Below are 19,824 nucleotides of genomic sequence, written 5' to 3'. Positions count from 1 at the left end.
AAATGTCTGCCGGCCACGATGGCCGGCAGACGGTGGTGCTATCGATCAGGACGGGTTTTCCATCGCGGTGCCGGCGGTGGCAGCTTCCTGCACCTTCGCCAGTTCCTCGGCCGAGAGCGGGACCAGGCCACGCTCCTCGAGATAGCCGCCGGTCGCGAGGGCTTCGTCGCTGACGTACTCGGCGATGAATTCCTCGAGGCCCGGGATCGCCTGGCGGTGGTCGTTCTTGATGTAGATGAAGAGCGGACGCGACACGCCGTACTCGCCGGACGCAACCGTCTCTTCCGACGGCTGGACGCCATCGATCGCGGCGCCCTTGAGCGTGTCCTGGTTCTCGAAGAGGAACGAGTAGCCGAAGATGCCGACGGCATGATCGTCAGACGTCAGACGCTGGACGATGAGGTTGTCGTTCTCGCCGGCCTCGACGAACGGGCCGTCGGTGCGCATGCGCTGGCAGACTTCTTCCTTGCGGTCGTCCTCGAGTGCTTCGATCGCCGGGAAGGCCTCGCAGCCCTCTTCCATGACCAGCTCGACCCACGCGTCGCGGGTACCCGACGTCGGGGGCGGACCGTAGACGAGGATCGTCTGGTCCGGCAGCGACGGATCGATCTGGTTCCAGTTCTGATAAGGATTCGGCACGATCTCGCCGTCGACCTCGACTTCACCGGCCAGGGCCTGGAAGAGCTGCGCCTTGGTGACGCTCAGGTCGGGACCCGACTGGGCGCTGGCGAGCGACAGAGCGTCGTAGCCGAGCAGGATTTCGGTGACATTGGTGACGCCGTTGCCCTTGCAGAGTTCCCACTCCGACTCGGTCATGGCGCGCGACGCACCGGTGATGTCAGGCGTCTGGGCGCCGACGCCGCCGCAGAAGATCTGCATGCCGCCACCGGTACCGGTCGACTCGAGAACGGGAGCAGCCATGCCCGACTCGTTCGCGAACTGCTCGACGACGGCCTGCGTGTAAGGGAAAACCGTCGAGGAACCGACGATCTGGATCTGGTCGCGGCTCTGCGCGCCGGCATGACCGACGAGCGAAAGGGCGGTGCCGAGCGCAAGGCCGGCGATGAGCGTGTTCTTCACGGGTGAGTCTCCTTGAGGAGTTACGTTTCCGAACCGAGCGTTGCGAGGCCACCCTGTTTGGCGGCTACGGTTCGCGGTTAGCTCTATCGGCCCGACAAGAAGTCTCTATGACAGAAACGTCTCACTATTATGACAGTTTAAGACGTTGAATTGTATGGCTTTAATCAGAATCAGCGGTTGACTTTCCAGGATCGGGGAAGCGAGCGGTGAAAACCGAGCCCTCGTTGACCTGCGAGCTGATCAGGAGTCGGCTGCGATGGCGCAGGAGAATGTTGCGCACGATCGAAAGGCCGAGCCCGGTTCCCCGCTGCGAGCGGTCCTTGCCGAGGTCGACGCGGTAGAAGCGTTCGGTCAGGCGCGGCACATGCTCGGCGGCGATGCCGCGGCCGAAGTCGCGGACCGAGGCATTGATCACCGGCGCGCCGCGTTCGGCAGTGCGTGCCAGCTGCATCTCGACGCGGCCGCCGCCATCACCGTATTTGCAGGCGTTCTCGACGAGATTGGCGAAGACCTGCATCAGCTCGTCTTCGTCACCGATGACCAGCACCGGCTCGTCCGGCACGATCAGTTCGATCGTCAGGCCGCGCTGCTCGGCGAGCGGGCGCATCTGCGCCTCGACCTTGCGGAACAAGGCCGCGAGATCGGCTGTCGTCGAGATCGGCACGTGGCGCTTCATCTCGATCCGCGACAGCGACAAGAGATCGTCGATCAGCCGTGACATGCGGGTCGCCTGCTCCCGCATGATGTCGAGGAAGCGGTCGCGGGCGGCGGCGTCGTTGCGCGCCGGGCCCTGCAGTGTCTCGATGAAACCGGTCAGCGAGGCGAGCGGCGTGCGCAGCTCGTGGCTGGCATTGGCGACGAAATCGGTGCGCATCCGCTCGAGCCGCAGCTCGGCCGTGCGATCGCGGAACAACATCAGGAAGAAATGCGGCCGCTCGCCCTGGTAGGGCGGGATCGGCACCACCTCCACCTGCCACGTCCGGTCGAGCGGGCGGCGGTCTTCGAGCGTCGCCAGGCCGGGCTGCAGGTGCTCGATGACCCGCTCGACCACAGCCAGAAGCTCCGGCGAGCGAAACCGCAGCGAGACCGGATCGCCCAGCGCCATGTTGCCGAAGGCGATCAGCGAGGCGGGGTTGCGGTAGCGCAGCAGCATGAAGCGGTCGACGATGAAGGCGGGCTCCTGGAAGGCCTCGACCACTGCCTTCATGCCGCGCCCGGGCCAGACCACCTCCCGCTCGGCGGCGCGGATCCGGCGTGGGCTTGCACCGCGGCTCGGCCAGTGGACGACCAGCATCAGGACGACGAAGGCGGCGAAGCAGCCAGCGGCTGCGTCCGGGAATGTCGTGCCAAGCAGCACGAAGAGCGCGGCCGCCGCCACCGTGATCGTCTTGGCGCGACGCCGGGGGACGGCACGCAGCGGCGCCTCTTCCTCGTCCTGGGCTTCATCGGTCATCGTGGTCGCAGCTTCCCCGGATGGCCGAAGGGGGACAATCGGCCGGTCATCGCTCGGTCCTATGGCGGAAACTTTAGAGCTTCATGACGACGAGAGCGAAAGGCGAGAGCCGGCGCTTCAACCGGCCGGCCGCAGGCGGAGCGCAAACACCATGAGGTCCCGCGTATCCTGACCAATGCCCGGGTCGATTGCGAGCTGGCCTTCCGCGGCCGAACCGGCCGGAATCTCCATGTCGAAGATGAAGGTCTCCTCCGCGATGCTGGTCGCGAAGCGCTGCCGGCCGCAGGTGGTGTCGCCGGCGAAAAGGCAGCGCAGGCTGAACTCGCGCGGCGTGCCGTCCGGGGAGCCGACGGTCAGTTCGCCCCGCACCGTCTGCCCACCGAGAGAGCGCAGCACGCCCGGCCCGATGACCAGACCGATCTCGGTTCCGCCCCCCACAGCGGGCACTTCGATCCGCACGCCGGAGCGACCCGCTGTGGTCTGTTCCGCCGTCACGCGGCCGCCATCCGTCGCCCGCACCGCCTCGATGTCGCTGCCGTCGAAGATGTTGATCCAGTCCGCGTTGGGCTCCTCGCCCTCCCCCGATGCCGTGCGGATCGCCTCCTCGACCGTCATGCCGCTCGTCTCGACTTCCGGCGTCGCCATCAACGAAGAGTAAAGCCACCACGCCGCGACCAAGAGCAGCGCCAGGACGAGGATCGCCGCAATCACGCCGACGAGCCAGCGCGGCGCGCGTCGCGACTTCGCCGCGGCCGGCTTGCGATTGCCCGGGGACCAGTCGCCCGCGGGAGATGGCCCGGCCGACGCGCCGGCCGTCTCCGCGACGGGCGCCCCATGCTGCGGGGGCGCACCGCGATCCGGCGCACCGATGTCGGGGAGCGGCTCCTCGCCGGCACTTGCGGAAGCGGCCAGTGTTCCGGCCTCCGGCACCGACGGATCGCCGGCATGCGATGCCGTCACCTCGAAAGTCGCAGGCACCGGCTCGGCATCGGCCTCGTCGGCGTGCGGCGCGGGCACGCCGCCCGGCGGATAATCGGCCTCGATGCGCTCGATCGCCGCGATCAGCTGTTCGAGCTGCCGGTCCGCAGCGGCCTGGCCGACGCCTTTTTCCGCGACGACACGCTGGATGGCCCGTTCGGCTGCCTCGTAGACCTGGACCCGAAAGTCCGGGTCGTCCGCATTTCCTTCCTGCAGCGCGCGACGGACACTCGTTTCAATCGTGCTGGCCAAATAACGCTGCCCTTTGTCAATCGAAGCGAAGCCCGGCCGGAGGTGACGAGCACTGCGTTTGCAGCATAGTACGCGGCGGCGCGTCGTCCAGCCACGGATATCGACCGTTGCGTGGGCTTCGCTCGCGAGCCGGCGGGACTTCAGCACATTTCCCGGCAGCGACTGCCGTCCGCGTTCCGGGCGACGGCTGCCGAGGCAGCCAATTCGGGCAAGCTGCGTTGACCGAACGATGCAAGCCACTGTCGCCCGACCAAAACGCTGACCGGAGGACCCCCATGACATTGCCCGACCTACTCAGCCTCGAGGGGCAGATCGCCCTCGTGACCGGCTCCTCGTCGGGGATCGGCAGGGCGACAGCCCTCGAGATCGCCCGCGCCGGGGCGGACGTCGTGGTCAATTACCACGGCTCCCCAGAGGAAGCCGATGCGGCGGTCGCCGAGGTTGAGGCGCTAGGCCGGCGCGCCATAGCGATCGCCGCCGACGTGGCGTCGGAGAGCGAGGTGGTCGCGATGTTCGACCAGGCCGAGCGCGAACTCGGTGCCCTCGACATCGTCGTCTCGAATGCCGGCATCCAGAAGGATGCGGCGCTCGCCGAGATGAGCCTCGACGACTGGAATGCGGTGATCGGCGTCAACCTCACCGGCGCGTTCCTGGTCGGCCGCGAGGCGGTCCGGCGGTTCCGGTCCAAGGGTCTACGGAAATCGGTGAGCCCGGCGCTCGGCAAGCTGGTCTTCGATTCCTCCGTCCACCAGGTAATCCCCTGGGCGTACCGAGTGAACTACGCGGCTTCCAAGGGCGGCCTCGACCTGCTGATGCGTTCCATCGCCCAGGAAGTCGCGTCGGAGAAGATCCGGGTCAATTCGGTCGCGCCGGGTGCCATCGCCACCGCGATCAACGCCGAGGAGCGCGAGGACGACAAGGACGCGATGCTGAAGCTGATCCCCTACGGCCGGATCGGCGAGCCGGCCGACGTCGGGCGGACGGTGGCGTGGCTGGTGTCGGACGCTGCCGACTACATCACCGGGCAGACACTGTTCGTCGACGGCGGCATGACGCTCTACCCTGGATTTCGCGGCAACGGCTGAGGCCGGCCGCCCTCGCGCACGCACTTTGCCTTCTGCTATGCAGTCGCTTTGCCGGCTCCACCCGGCGCAACGAAGCGAAGGAGTAGCGCGATGGCATTCGAGGGACAGGTCGCGATCGTCACCGGCGGCGCCAAGGGGATCGGCTACGCCATCGCCCAACGCTTCCTGCAGGACGGCGCACGCGTGATCGTCGCCGACATCGACGAGAAGGCGGGCACGGCGGCCGAGAAGTCGCTTTCCGAATGGGGCGAGGTGCGCTCGGCCGTCTGCAACGTCGCGGACCGGCTGCATGTCCACAATCTCGTCGCGATGGCGCTCGGGGAGTTCGGCGACATCGACATCCTGGTCAACAATGCCGGCATCGTCCACAAGGCCGACTTCCTCGACCTGGAGGAAAGCGCCTTCGACCGCGTGATGGGCGTGAACCTCAAGGGCTCGTTCCTCTGCGGCCAGGCAGTCGCGCGGCACATGGTGGAAAAGGTGAAGGCCGGCGGCGAGCCCGGCTCGATCATCAACATGTCGTCGGTGAATGCCGTCTTCGCCCTGGCCGACCAGGTCCCCTATTCCGTCTCGAAGGGCGGGGTCAGCCAGCTGACGAAGGTCATGGCGCTATCGCTCGCGCCCTACGGCATCCGGGTCAACGCGATCGGACCCGGCTCGATCATGACCGACCTCCTGAAGGCCGTGGCCAGCGACAAGGCGGCGTCGAAGAAGATCCTGTCGCGCACCCCGCTGGGGCGGATCGGGGAACCGGAGGAAATCGCCGGAATAGCAGCATTCCTCGCCTCGAAGGACGCCAGCTACGTCACCGGCCAGACGATCTATGCCGATGGCGGTCGGCTCGGCCTCAACTACACGATGCCGGTTCCGAACGAGGACTGAGCTACCGGCGATGCCCCGGGGCCGTGGCCCCGGGCCGCCCTCAAGCGAGCGGGCGGCGCTCAGCCGCGCTCGTCGCCGTCCTCATCGCTCTCGGTGCGACGCATCGAGGTGAGCTTGGCGAACACCGCAGCCGCATCGAGTTCGCCGTCCTCTGCCGGAGCAGTCGGCTCGTGTCGCCAGTTCTGGGTCTGCGACGCCGAGAGCAGACGCTCCTCCTCGGCGATCTCCTCGGGACGGATGATGCCGCGCGAGGCCTTCTCGACCTCCAGATCGAGATCGATCTGCGAGCAGAGGCCGAGCGTCACCGGATCCATCGGCTGAAGCGTGGCGGAGTTCCAGTGCGTGCGCTCGCGGATCTGCTGGATGGTGTTCTTCGTCGTGCCGACCAAACGCGAAATCTGCGCGTCCTTCAGTTCCGGATGGTTGCGCACCAGCCAGAGAATGGCGTTCGGCCGGTCCTGGCGCTTCGACACCGGCGTGTAGCGCGGCGCCTTGCGCTTGGCTTCCGGCACGCGGACCTTGGGGGTCGCGACCTTGATCCGGTAATTGGGATCCTTCTCGCCCTTCTCGATCTCGTCGCGCGTCAGCTGGCCGTTCATCACCGGGTCGAGGCCCTTGATGCCGGTCGCCGACTCGCCGTCGGCGATCGCCTTCACCTCGAGCGGATGCAGCGTGCAGAAATCGGCGATCTGCTCGAAGGAAAGCGAGGTGTTGTCGACGAGCCAAACCGCCGTCGCCTTCGGCATCAATAGTTGCTGTGCCACGGATACAATCCTCCTTAGTGCCTGCCCCGGGAGGCAGGACGTGGAATCTCACCACATGTCCTGGAATTGGCGGCGGTTATAAAACGTCGGCCGCATGGGTGCAAGGATAGCGAGCAGACGGCTGCATATAAGATGGGCCGCCCCACGCCGCCTCTCGACGCCTGCGGACCGCAACGCCCGCCGCCCCGGTCCGCGCTAAGTCGTCAGCACGATCTTGCCGATATGATCCTCGTCCATGTGCCGATGCGCCTCGGCCGCTTCGGCGAGCGGATAGCGCGCCTCGATCAGGGGCCGGACGGTGCCGGCGGCCAGCAGCGGCCAGACCTTCGCCTCGAGCTCCTGTGCGATGCCGGCCTTGAAGCCCACAGACCGTGCCCGCAGCGTCGAGCCGGTCAGCGTCAGCCGCTTGCGCATGACGAGGTTGAGATCGATCTCGACCTTCGGGCCGTTCAGGAAGGCGATCTGGACGATGCGCCCGTCCTCGGCGGCGAGCTTCAGATTCTTGTTGGTGTAGTCGCCGCCGACCATGTCGAGTACGAGGTTGATCCCCCTGCCCCCGGTGGCTTCGGAAAGCGCCGCGACGAAGTCGCCGCTGCGGTAGTTGACGCAGAGCTCCGCGCCGAGCTCCTCGGCGGCCCGGCACTTGTCGTCACTGCCGGCGGTCGCGAAGACCCGCGCCCCGAAGGCCTTGGCGAGCTGGATCGCGGTCGTGCCGATGCCGGACGTGCCGCCATGGACGAGGAAGCTCTCGCCCTCCTTCAGGCCGCCGCGCTGGAAGACGTTGTGCCAGACGGTGAAGAACGTCTCCGGAATGCCTGCGGCTTCCTCGAGGGACAGGCCTTCCGGCACGGGCAGCGCGTTGGTCTCGGCGACCACCGCATATTCGGCGTAGCCGCCGCCCGCCACGAGGGCCATCACCGGGTCGCCCAGCTTGTAGCGCATAGCGCCCTCGCCGAGCGCCGCGACGGTGCCGGCGAATTCCAGGCCAGGCCAGTCGGGCGCGCCCGCCGGCGGCGGATAGGCGCCGAGGCGCTGCAGCACGTCGGGCCGGTTCACGCCGGCGGCGGCAATCGCAACCAGGATCTCGCCCGGCGCCGGCTGTGGAACCGGCCGGCGTCCGGGCTTCAGGACCTCCGGTCCGCCAAATCCGTCGAACAGCGCGACCGTCATCTCGTGTGTCATCATCGTTTGCCTCCGGCGCAGGAAGGTAGAGAGAATCTTGCGATGGCGAGCGGGCGTTAATCTCCCGGTAAGGTTTCCGGTGTTTAACTTCGATCAGTCCAGATTGATGGATAGGCGGAGCGCTGGTCGCCCCGTTTGACGCCTCCCTGTTGAAACTCCTGAGAGCCGCTGTCGCGGCTCTTTTTTTTGCGTGCGATTCGCTTAACGTCGGTTAACCATCGTTACCGGCAGAAGCTTGCCAATCGGGAGGAGCCGCCGCACTTTCCCGGAACGCACGAATCTCCGTCTTGCCGAGACAGACAAGACGCAGGCCGCCGGGAGCTGTCGCAGCCAATGACGACGCAGAACACCGATCTACCGACGGAAGACCGGACGATCCGGCTTGCCGAGCATCTGGCGTTCTCGCGCTCGTTCCAGCCGTTGTTCAACGAGGGCATGTCCCTTGTCGACGAGACGGCGGTGTATCTGGATGGCGCCGGCCGGATCGAGGCCAAGGCGATGTCGAAGGCCGGGGCGACGCTCTATGCGGCCGAATCGATGCGGCTGACCACGCGGCTGATGCAGGTGGCGTCCTGGCTGCTGCTGCAGCGCGCCGCCAATCAGGGCGACATGTCGCGGGCGCAGGTCGAGGCGGAGAAGGTGAAGGTGCGGCTGGAAGGGCTCGGCAGCGCCCGCGAATCCCCGCAATATGCCGAGCTGCCCGAGACGTTTCGCCACATCGTCGAACGCGCCGTGAAGCTCGAGCGGCGGATCGCCATGCTCGACCGCGAGATCTATGGCGAAGCCTCGCGCCGCGAGGGCTGGCCGAACACCAATCCGGTCGGCGAGCAGATCAACCTCCTGAAGACCGCCTTCAACGGCTGAGTGAGCCGCCCGGGCGGTCGGTGACGCGCGCCCGTCGATCGGGCTTTCCATCGACCCAGGCAAGGCGGGCGGATCGCTCCCCATAGCAGCTGATTGCCGCCGGACCCCTCCGGGCACTGCAACCTGGCGTCGCCGGACGCCGGGTTCTTCCTGCTGCGCTTGCGCCAGCCTTCGCAGGCGCACCCTTGCCAGGTTCATCCATGGCAACGGCAATCGTCACACCCTTCATTGACGCAACGGACCTAATCGGCAATCTTCGCCGGGCTGGGAGGCACAAGACTAATTTTTTCGAATAACTGTAAGGGAGGAATATTATGGTGCGACGCACAAACAACGACGGCGCAATAACGATGTCCGATGCATCGGTTACGCGACGCAAGTTCCTGAGAGGCGGGGCCGTCGTGGCAGGCGCCGCGGCGACCAGCCTGGCGGCGCCCGCAGTCCTCGCGCAGTCGCCGCTCGTGGTGAAGATGCAGACATCCTGGCCGGCGTCGGACATCTGGATGGACATGGCTCGTCAATATGTCGAGCGGGTCGAGCAGATGAGCGGCGGCCGCCTCAAGATCGATCTCCTGCCCGCCGGCGCCGTCGTCGGCGCCTTCCAGGTCATCGACGCCGTCAATGACGGCGTGCTCGATGCCGCGCACTCGGTCTCCGCCTACTGGTACGGGAAGAACAAGGCGTCTTCGCTGTTCGGCACCGGCCCGGTCTTCGGCGGCAACCCGACGACCATGCTTTCCTGGTTCTACCAGGGTGGCGGGCGCGAGCTCTACCGCGAGCTCACGCAGGACAATATGGGCCTCAACATCGTCGGTCTCCTCGGGTTTCCGATGCCGGCGCAGCCGCTCGGCTGGTTCAAGAACCCGGTGGAAACCGTCGCGGACATCGGCGGCCTGAAATACCGCACCGTCGGCCTCGCCGCCGATCTGATGCAGTCGATGGGCATGAGCGTGACCCAGTTGCCCGGCGGCGAAATCGTCCCGGCAATGGAACGCGGCGTCATCGACGCCTTCGAGTTCAACAACCCGTCGTCCGACATGCGCTTCGGGGCTCAGGACGTCGCCAAGAACTACTATCTCGGCTCCTACCATCAGGCGTCGGAAGCTTTCGAGTTCCTGTTCAACCGGGATTTCATGGAAGATCTCGACGACGATCTCCGGGCGATCATGGAATACGGCGTCGAGGCGGCGTCGACGGCGAACACCGCGTTCGCGCTCGACAATTATTCGGCCGATCTGCAGAAACTGCAGAGCGAGAGCGGCGTGACCGTGCACCAGACGCCGAAGGAAATCCTCGCGGCGCAGCTGGAGGCGTGGTCCGAGATGATCACGGAACTCGAGGGCGACCCCTTCATCAAGAAGGTGCTCGACAGCCAGCGAGAGTGGGTCGAGCGGGTGACCTACTACGAAATTCTCAACGCGCCGGACTACCGTCTGGCCTACGAGCATTTCTTCCCCGGCAAGCTCGACAGCTGATCGGCGCCCGGCAGAAGCCTTGAACAAGCCCGGTGGCCCTGGCCGCCGGGCCCTTTCTGCAGATGGATCGGGGGCCCATGGTCGCTTTCATTCGCTTCGCCGACTCGCTGTCGGCCGCTTTCGGCAAGACGTTCGGCTGGCTGATCATGCTGATGACCTTCGGCACCAGCTACGAGGTTTTCGTCCGCTACGTGTTGAACAAGCCGACGGCCTGGGCCTTCGACGTCTCCTTCATCATGTACGGCACGCTGTTCATGATGGGCGGCGCCTATACGCTGTCGCGCGGCGGCCATGTGCGCGGTGACTTTCTCTACCGGCTGTGGAAGCCCCGGACGCAGGCGACGGTCGACCTCGTCCTCTACCTCTTCTTCTTCTTCCCCGGCGTCACTGCCCTGATCGTCACCGGCTGGAAATACGCGGCCCGTTCGGTCAGCTACGGCGAGGTCAGCGTCAACAGCCCTGCGGGCATCCCGATCTACCAGTTCAAGGCTGTCATGGTCGCCGCCGGTATTCTCCTGTTCATCCAGGGCATCGCCGAGATCCTGCGCTGCATCCAGTGCATCCGCACCGGCTTCTGGCTGCGCGCCGATGAGGACGTGCAGGAAACCGAGGACCTCCTTCTCAACAAAGCCACTGCCGCGGAAAGCGACGCACATCCATGACCGAACCGCAGGTTGCCCTGTTCATGCTGGGGCTGTTCATCTTCCTGGTCTTCCTCGGGTTCCCGATCGCCTTCACCCTGATGGCGATGGGCATCATCTTTGGATACTACGCCTATTTCGACGGCGACCGGATGTGGCGGGCCTTCAACCGTCTCGAGGAGGACGCGGGCCTTTACGACAGCGTCACCCTCTGGCTCGACGGATTCTTCAACAGTCGGATCTTCGACCTGTTCATCAACCAGACCTACACGGTGATGAGCAACGAAGTGCTGACTGCCGTCCCGCTGTTCCTGTTCATGGGCTACATCGTCGAGCGCGCCAATATCGTCAATCGGCTCTTTACGACGCTGAACATCGCCTCGAAGAACATCCCCGGCTCGCTGGGCGTAGCGGCATTGATCACCTGCGCGCTATTTGCCACCGCCACCGGCATTGTCGGGGCCGTGGTGACGCTTATGGGACTGCTCGCCCTGCCGGCGATGCTGAAGGCGCGCTATGACACGTCCTTTGCCACTGGCATCATCTGCGCCGGCGGCACGCTCGGGATCCTGATCCCGCCGTCGATCATGCTGATCGTCTACGCGGCAGCGTCCGGTACATCGATCGTCCGGCTCTATGCCGGCGCCCTGCTTCCGGGATTCCTGCTGGTCGGGCTTTACATGGTCTACGTCGTCGGACGGTCGATTCTGCAGCCGTCCGTCGCGCCCAAGCCTTCTCCGGGAGAGATCCCCGACGTGCCGTTCGGCCGGATGCTGTTCATGATCGCCACGTCGTTCCTGCCGCTGGCGGTGCTGATCCTGGCGGTGCTGGGCTCGATCCTGTTCGGCCTGGCAACGCCGACGGAGGCGGCGGCAATCGGCGCTCTCGGTGGCCTCCTGCTGGCCGTGGCCTACCAGGCGATGACCTTCCAGCGACTGCGGGAGTCCGTGTATCTTACGGTGCGCACGACCGCGATGGTCTGCTGGCTGTTCGTCGGCTCCTACACCTTCTCCTCGGTGTTCTCCTATCTCGGCGGAGAGGCGGTCATCTCGGAGTTCGTCCAGGGTCTCGACCTGACGCCGCTGCAGTTCCTGCTGCTCGCCCAGCTGATCATCTTCCTGCTCGGCTGGCCGCTGGAGTGGAGCGAGATCATCATCATCTTCGTGCCGATCTTCCTGCCGCTCCTGCCGATGTTCGGCATCGACCCGCTGTTCTTCGGCATCCTCGTCGCGCTGAACCTGCAGACGTCGTTCCTCACCCCTCCAATGGCAATGAGCGCCTATTACCTCAAGGGGATCGCGCCGCCGGAGGTGCGCCTGACGCAGATCTTCATGGGCCTGATACCGTTCCTCTTCATGGTGTTCCTGGCCATGGCGATCGTCTACGTCTTCCCGCAGATCGTCTTCTACCTTCCCAATGCCGTTTATGGCTGACCGGCGCATCCTTGACCTTCCGGCCACCGTACTGCGCGAGCGGCTGGCGACCGGGGCAATGCGAGCGATCGAGCTGACCGAGGCGGTTGTCGCCCGCGTCGAGTGCCTGGGGGCGGCGACGACCGGCTTTGCCTGGTTCGACGCGGGTTTCGCGCGGCGGCAGGCGGCCTCGCTCGACCAGTTTCGCGGGCGGGGCCGGGCGCTCGGTCGGTTGCACGGGCTGGCCGTTGCCGTCGACGATACGATCGATACCGCGTGGATCCCTACCGAGCGGGGTTTTGCGCCGCTGCAGGGGCGCGTACCCGAGAAGGAATCCGCCATCGTCGAGCGGCTGCGCGGTGCCGGGGCGATGGTGGCAGGCAAGACCCGCGTGGCGGAACTCGGCGTCGGCGACTTCCGACGGGACGATGAGAATTGGGGCAGCCCCAGCGCGACACCGGACGGCGCGGCGGTGGCGGTGGCCACCGGCGTCGTTCCGCTTTCCGTCGGCCTCGACGGACGATCCGCGCTCGTCGGCTCGGCGGCGCGGGCCGGGGTCACCGGCTACCGGCCGAGCTTCGGCGCCATCTCGCGCCGCGGCGCGCTGGACCTGGTGCCCAGCCTCAGTGCCCCGTGCGTCTTCGCGCCCAACGTCGCGGGCGTCGCGCTGCTGGCGGAGGCCCTGTTCGGCTTCGACGCCGCCGATACCGCGACCGCGCTGGCTCCGCATCCGCGCCTCCTCGACCATGCGGGCAGCGCCCCGCCGGTCGTCCCGACGCTCGCCTTCGTGCGGACCCCGTGGTGGGATTGCGCCGGCACGGAAATGCAGGAGGCTTTCGACGAGCTGATCGTGGCTCTCGGCGAACGCTGCTTCGAGGCGCCGCTGCCGCATATCTTCGCCGACGGCCGGATCCTCGCCGAGCGGGTGATGCTCGCCGAGATGGCGAAGAACCTCACCGGAATCCGCCAGCGGCACCCGGCGGCGCTGTCGCCGATGCTGTCCGACATGCTGGCGGAGGGCGATGCGGTGCTCGCGCGGGACTATCTGGCAGCGCTCGACTGGCGAACCGTCCTCTATGCCGGACTGGAGGCGGTCCTCGAACGCTGCGACGCGATCGTCACGCCTGCCGCCACCGGCCCGTCCAGGGACGGCGAGGGCACGGAGGACGCGACGGCGTTCAACGCGCTCTGGGCCTTCCTCGGCGTGCCAAGCGTCAGCCTGCCGTTGCTGGAGACACCGGACGGCCTGCCGATGGGCGTCCAGCTGGTCGGGCGGCGCGGCGACGACGCGCGGCTGCTGCGCACTGCCCAGTGGCTTGAAACTTCGTTTCAACAGGAGATGCAGGGATGACCCTGGAGCGCTTCTTGTCGGTGATCGCCTTCGTGGTCCTGGGCGTCTTTCTGCTGGTGCTGGTCACCAAGGTGGCGACGCTCGACCTCAGCATCGTCGTGCTCGTCACCATACTCCTGTGCGGCTACGACCTGTTCTTCCACCGTGTGCCGCCGCATCCGTGAGGGCGCGGCACCGCTGCCGATCCTGCGCATGAAAAAGCCCGGCGCGAGGGCCGGGCTCTTTCGCAAGACGATTTGCCGAAGCTTAGATCTTGAGGCCTTCATACCGCTTCTTGAAGCGGGAGACGCGGCCGCCGCGGTCGAGAAGGTGCTGGTTGCCGCCGGTCCAGGCCGGATGGCTGGTCGGGTCGATGTCGAGGTTCATCTTGTCGCCTTCCGAACCCCAGGTGGACCGGGTCTCGTACTCGGTGCCGTTGGTCATCACGATGGTGATGTTGTGGTAGTTCGGGTGGATGTCTTTCTTCATCGCCTTCGGTCCTTGGTCCTGCCGCCCCCCCCCGGCACGCTTGAGCCGCTGCGGCAAAGCCGCCCGCCGGTCTCGATGTCGCGGGGATCACGGAGCGCGCTTCGCTTCCAAAATCAGGGTCGAGCCTATACATCAGGGCCGGTCGGGGCACAAGAGCCGCCCTGGCGCCCAAAAGCCTGGAGACCAGCGTGGCCGATATCATCATGGCGGAACAGAAGAGCGCGGCCCGGCGGCGCAATCTGAGGCCGCTGGCCCGGCTGGCGCCGTACATGTTCCGCTACAAGGGACTGATGACCGGCGCCGTCGTCTGCCTGTCGCTCGCCGCCGTCACCACGCTGTCGCTGCCGCTCGCCGTCCGGCGCGTCGTCGACCACGGCTTCGCCACCTCCGACACCGGCTTCATCGACCTCTATTTCGCGACGCTGATCCTGCTCGCCCTCGTCCTCGCCGCCGCCAGCGCCGGCCGCTATTTCTTCGTCATCACGCTCGGCGAGCGGGTGGTGGCGGACCTTCGCAAGGACGTCTTCGCGCACATCACCCGCCTGTCGCCGGGATTCTTCGACCGCTCGATGTCGGGCGAGATCATCTCGCGGCTGAGCGCCGACACGACGCAGGTGAAGTCCGCCGTCGGTGCCACGGCCTCGCTCGCCCTGCGCAACGCCATCCTGTTCTTCGGCGCGGTGACCATGATGGTGGTCACCAGCCCCGGCCTGTCGCTGATCGTCATCGGGGCGATCCCGATCATCGTCCTGCCGCTCGTTGCCTTCGGCCGCTCGGTCAGGCGCCGCTCGCGCCTGGCGCAGGACACGCTGGCGGACGCCACGGCCTATGCCAGCGAGGCGATCGGCGCGATGCGCACGGTGCAGGCCTTCACCGGGGAGGCAGCCGCCTCCGGCCGGTTCTCCCGCGCGGTTGAGCTCGCCTTCGGCGCAGCCCGCTCGTCGATCACTGCGCGCGCGTTTCTCACCGCCTTTGCAATCTTCCTGATCTTCGGATCGATCATCGCCGTGCTGTGGATCGGCGCCCAGCAGGTGACGGCGGGGACGATGACGCCGGGCACGCTCGGCCAGTTCCTGCTCTACGCCGTGTTCGCGGCCGGTGCGCTGGGGCAGCTGTCCGAGGTCTGGGGGGAACTCGCCCAGGCCGCCGGTGCGGCAGAGCGCCTGAGCGAGCTGCTCGGCGAGGAATCGAGCGTTCCGGAGGCGGCCGATCCGCTGCCGATGCCGGTCCCGGCGCAGGGCGCGGTGGTGTTCGAGGATGTCAGCTTCGCCTATCCGACCCGCCCGGACCTGCCGACGGTGCACCAGCTGTCCTTCTCGATCCGGCCCGGCGAGACGGTGGCGATCGTCGGTCCTTCCGGCGCCGGCAAGTCGACGATCTTCTCGCTGATCGAGCGCTTCTATGATCCCGATGCCGGCCGCATCCTCGTGGACGGGGTGGACATCAGGCAGGCCGACCTCCACGCGCTGCGCAGCCGCATCGCTTTGGTGCCGCAGGACGTCTCGATCTTCGCGGCGAACGCGTCGGAGAATATCGGCTTCGGCGAGATCGACCCGGACGATTCGCGGATCCGTTCGGCCGCCCGCTCGGCGCTCGCCGACGGCTTCATCGAGGCGCTGGACAAGGGCTACGACACGGTCATCGGCGAACGCGGCATCACCCTCTCCGGCGGCCAGCGCCAGCGTATCGCGATCGCCCGCGCCATCCTGCGGGACGCGCCGATCCTCCTGCTCGACGAGGCGACGTCCGCCCTCGACGCGGAGAGCGAGAAGCTGGTGCAGATCGCGCTGGAGAAGCTGATGGAGGGGCGGACCACCCTGGTCATCGCGCATCGGCTCGCGACGGTCCTGAAGGCCGACCGCATCCTCGTGCTGGACGGCGGGCGGGTCGTCGAGGAGGGAACGCACCAGGCGCTGGTTGCCCGCGACGGTCTCTACGCCAGGCTCGCCCGCCTGCAGTTCAACGGCGGCGCTGGCGAGCGCCAGGCGGCCGAATAAGGCTCCTGCCCCCGCTGATTCAGTTCACTGTCGGCAGCGTCGCCGTCACCTCGATCGCGGCGAACCATGCCGAGAGGTCGGCGATGTCCTCGTCGCTCAGGCCCTGCGCGATGATCGACATCTGCTGGTGCTGGCGCCTGCCCTCGCGAAACGCCTTCAGCTGCTCGGCAAGGTAGATGCTGCTATCACCGGCGAGGTTCGGCGCGTCGGGGGCCGTCGCTATGCCGTCGCGACCATGACATGTAGCGCACATCTGCGCCTTCTGCTTGCCGGCGGCGAGGTCTGCGGCAAGGCTTGGGGCGGCGGCAAATGGCAGAGCGACAAGTGCCGCGGTGAGCAGCGAAACACGGGGCATCTGGTAACTTTCCTGGATTGATCGAGCGGGACCCTTCCGGCCGTCGCGCGACAGCGGCGGTCGGAAGCGTTTCTCCCGCGCCGGGCAGGCGCGGGAGCTTCGAGATGCCGAAATCAGTCGCCGTAGGAGATCCGGTACAGCGCGCCGGCGAGGTCGTCGGAGACCAGCAGCGAGCCGTCCTTCATCACCGCGACGTCGACCGGCCGGCCGATATATTCACCGCTGTCCGTCAGCCAACCCTCGGCGAAGGCTTCGGTCTCGCCGGCCGTCCCGTCCTCGTTCACCGGGGTGAACATCACCCGCGCGCCCACCGGCTCGGTGCGGTTCCAGGAACCGTGCTGGGCCGAGAAGATGCCGCCGCGATATTTCTGCGGGAAGCTGGTGCCGGTGTAGAAGTCCATGCCGAGGTCGGCGGCGTGGGCGGCCATCTCGACCTCCGGCTGAACAACGCCGGCGGGCACCTCGGCATCCTTGTACTCGTTGGTGCGGACCGTGCCGCCACCATACCAGGGAAAGCCGAAATTCTGGCCTGCCTCGGTGGCGCGGTTGAGCTCGCCCGGCGGGATGTCGTCGCCCATGCCGTCCACCTGGTTGTCGGTGAACCAGAGGTCGCCATTCTCCGGGTTGAACTGCATGCCGACGGAGTTGCGGATGCCGCGGGCGAAGACTTCGCGGCCGGACCCGTCGCGGTTCATCCGGATGATGCCGCCGATGCCCGTCCGGTCGTAGAGGTCGGCCTTCTCCGGCGGCGGCACGTTGAACGGCTGGCCCAGGGAGATGTAGAGCTTGTCGTCCGGGCCGATCCGGCAGACGCGGGCGGTGTGGTTGAACGACTCCTCCTCGACGGGGATCAGCTCGCCCTTCGGCACGGCCTCGTCGACGGCGACGTCCGGGCTCTCGTAGAAGAATTCGGCCGCCGGCAGGACCAGCACGCGGTTCTGCTCGGCGAGGTACAGGAACCCGTCCTTGGAGAAGCAGACGCCGTTCGGGATGGCGAACTCGATCGACGGGGCGAACTGCTTCACCTCGTCGGCGACGCGGTTCTTGTCGCGATCGGTCACCGCCCAGACGTCCTGCTTGCGGGTCCCGACGAAGGTCACCACGCCCTGCGGTCCGATCGCGATGTGCCGTGCGTCGGGCACCACGGCGTAGAGTTCGATCTTGAAACCGGAGGGAAGCTCGATGTCCTCGAGATTGGCCCGCAGCTGGTCGGCATAATCGCCGGTCTGCTCGACCGTGCGGAAGTCCATCGACGTACCGGTCGACTGCATCCCCCGCAGCTTCGTCATGTTGTCGTCGCTCTGGGCGAACGCATTCGTCGCCACGAGGCCGGCAAAGGCCACCGTGCTCATCAGCAATCTAACCATGTTTCCTCCCTGCCGTGCTTGCTACACGGTCTTTGACAAGGGCTTTGCCCCTACGGAAGGGATGCTGGCAGGGGTCCGCGCGGCCGTCAATCATCCGCGCCGCGCAGCCGATCGCCGCATGGATGGTAGCGGTTGCAACCGGACGATCAGCGTTCGGTGAGCTTGAACTCGATCCGGCGGTTGCGATCGCGGGCCTCGGGGCTGTCGCCCGGCTCGATCGGCTGGAACTCGCCGAAGCCGGTCGCCGCCAGCCGCTCGGGTGGCACGCCCTGGCTGATCAGATACTTGACCACAGCACCGGCGCGTTCGGTCGACAGTTCCCAATTGTCCTCGAACCGGCCGCCGGAGATCGGGACGTTGTCGGTATGGCCGTCGACGCGGATGATCCAGTTGATGTCCGAGGGGATCTCCCGGTTCAGCTCGACGATGGCGCTGGCGAGCTTGGCCATCTCCTCGGCGCCGGCGGGCTGAAGGACATCGGATCCGGACGGGAACAGCACCTCGGACTGGAAGACGAAGCGGTCGCCGACGATGCGGATGTTGTCGCGATCGGACAGGATCTCGCGCAGCCGGCCGAAGAAGTCGGAACGGTAGCGGGAGAGTTCCTGCACCCGCTGCGCCAGGGCGACGTTCAGCCGGCGGCCGAGATCGGCGATGCGGGTGCGGCTTTCGGCGTCGCGGACTTCCGAGACTTCCAGCGCGCTTTCGAGCGCGGCGATCTGCTGGCGAAGCGCCGAGAGCTGCTGGTTGAGCAGCTCGACCTGGCTGCGGGCACGCTGCGACAGCGCCCTCTCGTCATCGAGCGCGCTTTCCAGCTGGCCCACCTGCGCCCCTGCGATCGCGGCCGAGCCCGAGCCCGAATCGAGCGCCTGCTGCAGGCGGCTGCGATCCTCCTCGGCGGAAGCGAGCGAAGCCTGCAGCGAGGCGATCTGGTCCTCGAAATCCTGGCCCGACGAGCGTTCCAGCGCCAGCAGCTGGGTGAGTTCGTTGATCTGGCTGTTCAGCCGGTCCAGCACCTCGTCCTGGCCGGAGATCTCGCGGGACAGGATGAACTGCGCCAGCACGAACACCGAGAGGAGGAACATGATCGCCAGGAGCAGCGTCGACAGGGCGTCGACGAACCCCGGCCAGTAGTCGATGTTGCGTTCGCTCCGACGGTTTCTCGAGAGCGCCATCGATCAGCGACCCTTGTCGCCGCTGCCGAGCTGGCTGGAGAGGCGCTCCAGCACCTTGCGGAGTTCACGCTGCTCGCCGGCCTGCGCCTCGACGAAATCCCGCAGGATCTGCTGCTCGCCGCGCATGTGCTGGACCAGCCCCTGGATGCTCTCCGCGAGGTTCGCCATGGCTGCGCTGGTGCGCGGGCTGGCCCCCTGGTCCTGCACCAGCTTGCCGAGCCGCTCGGAGAGAAGGCGCAATTCGCCGCCGCCTTCGCCGGACGCGCCGGGAGCCAGCACCATGTCCGAGCCGACATCGGTGACCGAGGACAGCCAGTTCTCCAGTTCCGTATAGAACCGGTTCTGCGCCCGGCCGATCTGCAGGTCGAGGAAGCCGAGGACGAGGGAGCCGGAGAGGCCGAACAGCGACGAGGAAAACGCGGTGCCCATGCCGGAAAGCGGTGCCGCCAGGCCGGCCTTGAGGGAATCCAGGATGGCGTTGGTGTCGCCGATCGACGGATCGAGGCCCTGGATGGTGGCGCCGATGGAGCCGATGGTGCGAAGCAAGCCCCAGAACGTGCCGAGCAGGCCGAGGAACACCAGCAGGCCGATGAGGTAGCGGGCGATGTCGCGCGTCTCGTCGAGGCGCGTAGCGATCGAATCGAGGATCGAGCGCATCGACTGGGTGGACAGCGAGAGCGAGCGGCGCCGGCCGATCATGGCGCGCATCGGCGCCAGGAGGACGGGATCCTTCATCTGGTCGAAATCATCGGCCCCGTCGCGATAGGCATTGACCCAGCGCACCTCGCGCTGAAGCCGCAATACCTGCAGCATGGCAAGGAAGATGCCGACGCACAGCACGCCGATGATCAGGCCATTCAGCCCGGGATTGGTGACGAAGGCCGAAGCAACCTGGCGGCCGAGGATCGCCGCGACGAAGCCGACGAGCGCCAGGAACACCAGCATCGACCAGAGGAAGACAAGCGGGCTGGAAAGCCGGATCGGGTCGAAATCGTCCGGTCTCCCGGACTTGGCTGGCGAACTGAAGACCTGCATCGCGTTCC

At 66.8% G+C, this 19,824-nt stretch carries 19 protein-coding genes; 9 read left to right on the top strand and 10 right to left on the bottom strand.

All coding sequences use genetic code 11. From position 1 onward, the window contains the following. Window positions 1–45 precede the first annotated feature (45 nt). The 3 genes from GGR03_RS15150 to GGR03_RS15140 form a co-directional block, all read right to left on the bottom strand. Window positions 46–1,080 carry a substrate-binding domain-containing protein gene (locus GGR03_RS15150; RefSeq protein WP_183209501.1) on the bottom strand — a complete coding sequence of 345 codons (1,035 nt, stop codon included), beginning with the start codon at window positions 1,078–1,080 and terminating at the stop codon, window positions 46–48. 160 nt (window positions 1,081–1,240) lie between these two features. Then, window positions 1,241–2,533, bottom strand: coding sequence for an ATP-binding protein (locus tag GGR03_RS15145; protein ID WP_183209499.1), 1,293 nt, complete (start codon window positions 2,531–2,533; stop codon window positions 1,241–1,243). A gap of 117 nt (window positions 2,534–2,650) precedes the next feature. Further along, entirely contained in the window at window positions 2,651–3,910 is a 1,260-nt protein-coding gene (locus GGR03_RS15140; protein ID WP_183209497.1) for a hypothetical protein, read from the bottom strand. A gap of 128 nt (window positions 3,911–4,038) precedes the next feature. On the opposite strand from GGR03_RS15140, the gene GGR03_RS15135 reads away from it, so the two are divergent. Together GGR03_RS15135 and GGR03_RS15130 are read left to right on the top strand one after the other, a co-directional pair. Beyond that, window positions 4,039–4,848, top strand: a complete 810-nt coding sequence (locus GGR03_RS15135) for an SDR family oxidoreductase (RefSeq protein WP_183209495.1) — start codon at window positions 4,039–4,041, stop codon at window positions 4,846–4,848. A 90-nt stretch (window positions 4,849–4,938) separates the two neighbouring features. Next, window positions 4,939–5,730 (top strand): SDR family NAD(P)-dependent oxidoreductase, encoded by a 792-nt coding sequence (locus GGR03_RS15130; protein ID WP_183209492.1) that lies wholly within the window; start codon window positions 4,939–4,941, stop codon window positions 5,728–5,730. A gap of 59 nt (window positions 5,731–5,789) precedes the next feature. On the opposite strand, the gene GGR03_RS15125 is transcribed toward GGR03_RS15130, so the two are convergent. Both GGR03_RS15125 and GGR03_RS15120 read right to left on the bottom strand, forming a co-directional pair. Then, window positions 5,790–6,494, bottom strand: a complete 705-nt coding sequence (locus GGR03_RS15125; RefSeq protein ID WP_183209490.1) for a DUF1013 domain-containing protein — start codon at window positions 6,492–6,494, stop codon at window positions 5,790–5,792. Between the two features lie 195 nt (window positions 6,495–6,689). Continuing rightward, window positions 6,690–7,679 (bottom strand): NAD(P)H-quinone oxidoreductase, encoded by a 990-nt coding sequence (locus tag GGR03_RS15120; protein WP_183209488.1) that lies wholly within the window; start codon window positions 7,677–7,679, stop codon window positions 6,690–6,692. Window positions 7,680–8,009: 330 nt separating this feature from the next. Between GGR03_RS15120 and rcdA the strand changes: the two genes are divergently transcribed. The 6 genes from rcdA (at window position 8,010) to GGR03_RS15090 (ending at window position 13,583) form a co-directional block, all read left to right on the top strand. After that, window positions 8,010–8,540 carry a protease adaptor protein RcdA gene (gene rcdA, locus GGR03_RS15115; RefSeq protein ID WP_183209486.1) on the top strand — a complete coding sequence of 177 codons (531 nt, stop codon included), beginning with the start codon at window positions 8,010–8,012 and terminating at the stop codon, window positions 8,538–8,540. A gap of 350 nt (window positions 8,541–8,890) precedes the next feature. Beyond that, a complete protein-coding gene (locus GGR03_RS15110; RefSeq protein WP_183209484.1) occupies window positions 8,891–10,015 on the top strand; it encodes a TRAP transporter substrate-binding protein in 1,125 nt (374 codons plus the stop codon). Window positions 10,016–10,092: 77 nt separating this feature from the next. Then, window positions 10,093–10,677 carry a TRAP transporter small permease subunit gene (locus GGR03_RS15105; protein ID WP_183209482.1) on the top strand — a complete coding sequence of 195 codons (585 nt, stop codon included), beginning with the start codon at window positions 10,093–10,095 and terminating at the stop codon, window positions 10,675–10,677. Beyond that, window positions 10,674–12,089, top strand: a complete 1,416-nt coding sequence (locus GGR03_RS15100) for a TRAP transporter large permease (RefSeq protein ID WP_183209481.1) — start codon at window positions 10,674–10,676, stop codon at window positions 12,087–12,089. Before GGR03_RS15105 ends, GGR03_RS15100 begins: the two co-directional genes overlap by 4 nt. Further along, a complete protein-coding gene (locus GGR03_RS15095; RefSeq protein WP_183209480.1) occupies window positions 12,082–13,419 on the top strand; it encodes an amidase in 1,338 nt (445 codons plus the stop codon). The genes GGR03_RS15100 and GGR03_RS15095 overlap by 8 nt, the downstream gene beginning before the upstream one ends. Beyond that, window positions 13,416–13,583, top strand: coding sequence for a hypothetical protein (locus GGR03_RS15090; RefSeq protein ID WP_183210097.1), 168 nt, complete (start codon window positions 13,416–13,418; stop codon window positions 13,581–13,583). Before GGR03_RS15095 ends, GGR03_RS15090 begins: the two co-directional genes overlap by 4 nt. Before the next feature lie 82 nt (window positions 13,584–13,665). Here the strand turns inward: GGR03_RS15090 and rpmE are convergent, their stop codons facing one another. Beyond that, entirely contained in the window at window positions 13,666–13,887 is a 222-nt protein-coding gene (gene rpmE / locus GGR03_RS15085; protein WP_163043904.1) for a 50S ribosomal protein L31, read from the bottom strand. A gap of 203 nt (window positions 13,888–14,090) precedes the next feature. Here rpmE and GGR03_RS15080 point away from each other — a divergent pair, with 203 nt between their 5' ends. Beyond that, window positions 14,091–15,884 carry an ABC transporter transmembrane domain-containing protein gene (locus tag GGR03_RS15080; protein WP_183210051.1) on the top strand — a complete coding sequence of 598 codons (1,794 nt, stop codon included), beginning with the start codon at window positions 14,091–14,093 and terminating at the stop codon, window positions 15,882–15,884. Between the two features lie 19 nt (window positions 15,885–15,903). Here the strand turns inward: GGR03_RS15080 and GGR03_RS15075 are convergent, their stop codons facing one another. From GGR03_RS15075 to GGR03_RS15060, 4 genes are all read right to left on the bottom strand, one after another. After that, on the bottom strand, window positions 15,904–16,239 hold the full coding sequence (locus GGR03_RS15075) for a c-type cytochrome (protein ID WP_183209479.1): 336 nt from the start codon (window positions 16,237–16,239) through the stop codon (window positions 15,904–15,906). 113 nt (window positions 16,240–16,352) lie between these two features. Continuing rightward, window positions 16,353–17,606: a PQQ-dependent sugar dehydrogenase gene (locus tag GGR03_RS15070; protein ID WP_183209478.1), complete on the bottom strand. Its 1,254-nt coding sequence runs from the start codon at window positions 17,604–17,606 to the stop codon at window positions 16,353–16,355. A 146-nt stretch (window positions 17,607–17,752) separates the two neighbouring features. Next, a complete protein-coding gene (locus GGR03_RS15065) occupies window positions 17,753–18,781 on the bottom strand; it encodes a peptidoglycan -binding protein (RefSeq protein ID WP_183209477.1) in 1,029 nt (342 codons plus the stop codon). 3 nt (window positions 18,782–18,784) lie between these two features. Then, a complete protein-coding gene (locus tag GGR03_RS15060; RefSeq protein ID WP_183209476.1) occupies window positions 18,785–19,816 on the bottom strand; it encodes a MotA/TolQ/ExbB proton channel family protein in 1,032 nt (343 codons plus the stop codon). Window positions 19,817–19,824: the final 8 nt, after the last annotated feature.

Source organism: Aurantimonas endophytica, from assembly GCF_014196845.1.
GTDB lineage: Bacteria > Pseudomonadota > Alphaproteobacteria > Rhizobiales > Rhizobiaceae > Aurantimonas > Aurantimonas endophytica.
The sequence above is the reverse complement of the archived record's forward strand: the minus strand, read 5'-3'. Positions and strand labels throughout refer to the sequence as shown.